This is a genomic window from Micromonospora sp. ATA51, from assembly GCF_016802855.1.
In the GTDB taxonomy this organism is placed as follows: Bacteria; Actinomycetota; Actinomycetes; order Mycobacteriales; family Micromonosporaceae; genus Micromonospora; species Micromonospora sicca.
Window position 1 is genome coordinate 1 of sequence record NZ_JAEVHJ010000562.1, and the last position, 2,360, is coordinate 2,360.

General features: G+C 74.1%; 4 protein-coding genes. 3 read left to right on the top strand and 1 reads right to left on the bottom strand.

The genetic code is table 11. The features are described 5' to 3' along the window. Positions 1 to 119 precede the first annotated feature (119 nt). On the top strand, positions 120 to 641 hold the full coding sequence (locus JNW87_RS37710) for an alcohol dehydrogenase catalytic domain-containing protein (protein WP_238455368.1): 522 nt from the start codon (positions 120 to 122) through the stop codon (positions 639 to 641). Next, positions 605 to 1,045 carry a zinc-binding dehydrogenase gene (locus JNW87_RS37715; RefSeq protein ID WP_238455369.1) on the top strand — a complete coding sequence of 147 codons (441 nt, stop codon included), beginning with the start codon at positions 605 to 607 and terminating at the stop codon, positions 1,043 to 1,045. The genes JNW87_RS37710 and JNW87_RS37715 overlap by 37 nt, the downstream gene beginning before the upstream one ends. Before the next feature lie 36 nt (positions 1,046 to 1,081). Here JNW87_RS37715 and JNW87_RS37720 read toward each other — a convergent pair whose 3' ends face one another. Further along, positions 1,082 to 1,735, bottom strand: coding sequence for a hypothetical protein (locus JNW87_RS37720; RefSeq protein ID WP_109804986.1), 654 nt, complete (start codon positions 1,733 to 1,735; stop codon positions 1,082 to 1,084). A 224-nt stretch (positions 1,736 to 1,959) separates the two neighbouring features. Here JNW87_RS37720 and JNW87_RS37725 point away from each other — a divergent pair. Next, positions 1,960 to 2,360: copper resistance CopC family protein (locus JNW87_RS37725; protein ID WP_238455370.1), on the top strand; the 401-nt coding region annotated here is incomplete at its 3' end.

Genomic DNA, 2,360 nt, shown 5'->3' on the forward strand with positions numbered 1-2,360 from the left:
CCGGGGCGCACCGGCACGGCGCCGTCCGGCCCCGCAACCGGACGCTCCGCCGGGAACGGCCGCCGCACCGTTGGTGCTGACCCCGCGGCGTCCCGCTGCGGTTTAGTAGCGTGAGCAGGGTGAAGGCGATCGCGATCGATGCGCACGGCTCCGCCGACCAGCTCGCCCTGCGGGATCTGCCGGAGCCGCCGGTCGGCCCGGACACCGTGTTGGTGCGGGTGCGGGCCGCCGGGGTCAACCCGGTCGACTGGAAGGTCCGCGAGGGCCACCTGGCCGGCGCCATGCCGATGCACTTCCCGCTGGTGCCCGGCTGGGACGCGGCCGGCGTGGTGGCCGCCGTCGGCCCGGCGGTGGCCGGCTTCGCCGTCGGGGACGAGGTCGTCGGGTACGTCCGGCGCGACGACGTCCAGTACGGCACGTACGCCGAACTGGTGCCCGCCCCGGAACGGACGCTGGCCGACAAACCGGTGCGGGCGTCCTGGGCCGAGGCGGGTGGGCTGCCGCTGGCCGGGTTGACCGCGTACCAGGCGTTGCAGCTGGCCCGGACCGGCGCCGGGGACACCGTGCTGGTGCACGCGCGTCGGGCGGGGTGGGGCATCTGGCCGTGCAGCTGGCCCGGGCGCTGGGCGCCGACAGGGTGATCGGCACCGCGGGCGAGGCCAACCACGACTTCGTCCGGTCGCTGGGCGCCGAGCCGGTGGCGTACGGCGACGGGTTGCTGGACCGGGTCCGTGCCGTCGCGCCCGACGGGGTGGACGTGGCGCTGGACCTCTTCGGCGGGGAGGCGCTGGACGTCTCCGCCGAGCTGCTGAACCGGCCCGCCCGGCTGATCTCCACCGCCGACCCGGAGCACGTGACCCGCCTCGGCGGCAGCTACCTCTTCGTCAAGCCGTCCACCTCGGACCTGAGCGTGCTGGCCGGGCTGGTCGACGCCGGCCGGCTCGCCGTGCACGTGGCCCGGACGTTCCCGCTCGCCGAGGCTGCCGAGGCGCAGCGGCTGGTCGAGGCGGGGCACGTCCGGGGCAAGGTGGTGCTGGAGGTCTGAGCCGGGGCCGCCCGCCGGGCGCCGGCGGTGATCCGCTCAGCGGGTGCGGCGCCGGATCAGCAGCGAGATGCCGGCGAGGCCGGTGGTGATGACCAGCACCACGCCGACGTTGAGCAGCAACAGCCGCTGGAGCTGGCCCATCGCGTCGTCGATGTCCTGCACGGGGTTCAGCGCCTCCTCCGGGATGACCCGCTCGCCGCCGCCCACGCCGCCGCTGACCGTGTCGAACTGCCGCTCCAGCGGCACGCCGACGGTGCGCAGCGTCTCCGACATGTTGAGCCGGCCGAAGAACCAGCCGGCCCGGGTCTTGCTCCGGTCGGGCTGCTTGGCCGGCCGGTAGACCCGGGGGCCGCCCTCGGCCAGCGGGTAGAGGTCGTACGTCTGCTTGGGCACGTCCCCGGCGAGGACCACGAGCGTGTACTTAGGACCGAGGTTCTTCGCCTCCGGCCCGCGCTGCTGGCCGGTACGGCCGAGCCAGCTCACCTGGTCGATGACGGCGACGACCTCGGTGGGTCGGGTGTCGGCGCGCAGCCGCAGCGGCTGGCCGAGCCGGTCGCCGGTGATGTCCACTCCGGCGGGTGGCGGCTTGGCCCCCGCCGCCTGGGCCGTGCCGGCGAGGGCCAGCGAGCAGGCCGCCACTATCAGCGCGCCGGTCACCGCGGCCAGCAGCCGCCTCACCTTCCGGACCATCGCCGCCTCCTCGCCCCGTTCGATGGGTGGCTTACGCTGCAGGTGACACGTTGGTCGGCCGACGATGGTGGTCATGCCCACAGACCGGGTCCCCACCTCAAAGACTCCGCAGAACGTCGCTCGGTTGCAGCTGCTGGAAGAGTAATTGGAACTATCTGCGATCTGGGACCGACCAACGAGTAGCCGTTGATCAGCGGGCGGATCGTACCTTTGCGGAGGGGTTCATGGGGGGCAGCGTGGCACGCGTGGCGCGTACCCGGCTAGCGGTTCTCGGCGTGGCGGTCGGTGTGTCGGTGGCGTTGCCGGCCACCCCGGCGGCCGCGCACAACTCGTTGACCGGCAGCGACCCGCGGAACGGGGCGCGGCTGGCGGCCGCGCCGAAGCGGATCGAGCTCCGGTTCCTCGCCACCCCGGCCCCCGGTACGACGAAGATCACAGTCACCGGGCCGGGCAACGTGCCGGCGACGGGCGGCGTGCCGACGTTCAGCGGCAACCGGGTGAGCGTGCCGTTCAAGGCGGGGGCGGCCGGCCTCTACATCGTCGACTACCGGGTCGGGTCGGTTGACGGACATCCGGTGACGGGCGAGATCCGGTTCTCCCTCACCACCGGCACGCCGGCCGCGCC

Excerpts from the sequence above, each read along its gene's own strand:
- JNW87_RS37720 (WP_109804986.1), bottom strand. The coding sequence starts at position 1,735 with ATGGTCCGGAAGGTGAGGCGGCTGCTGGCCGCGGTGACCGGCGCGCTG.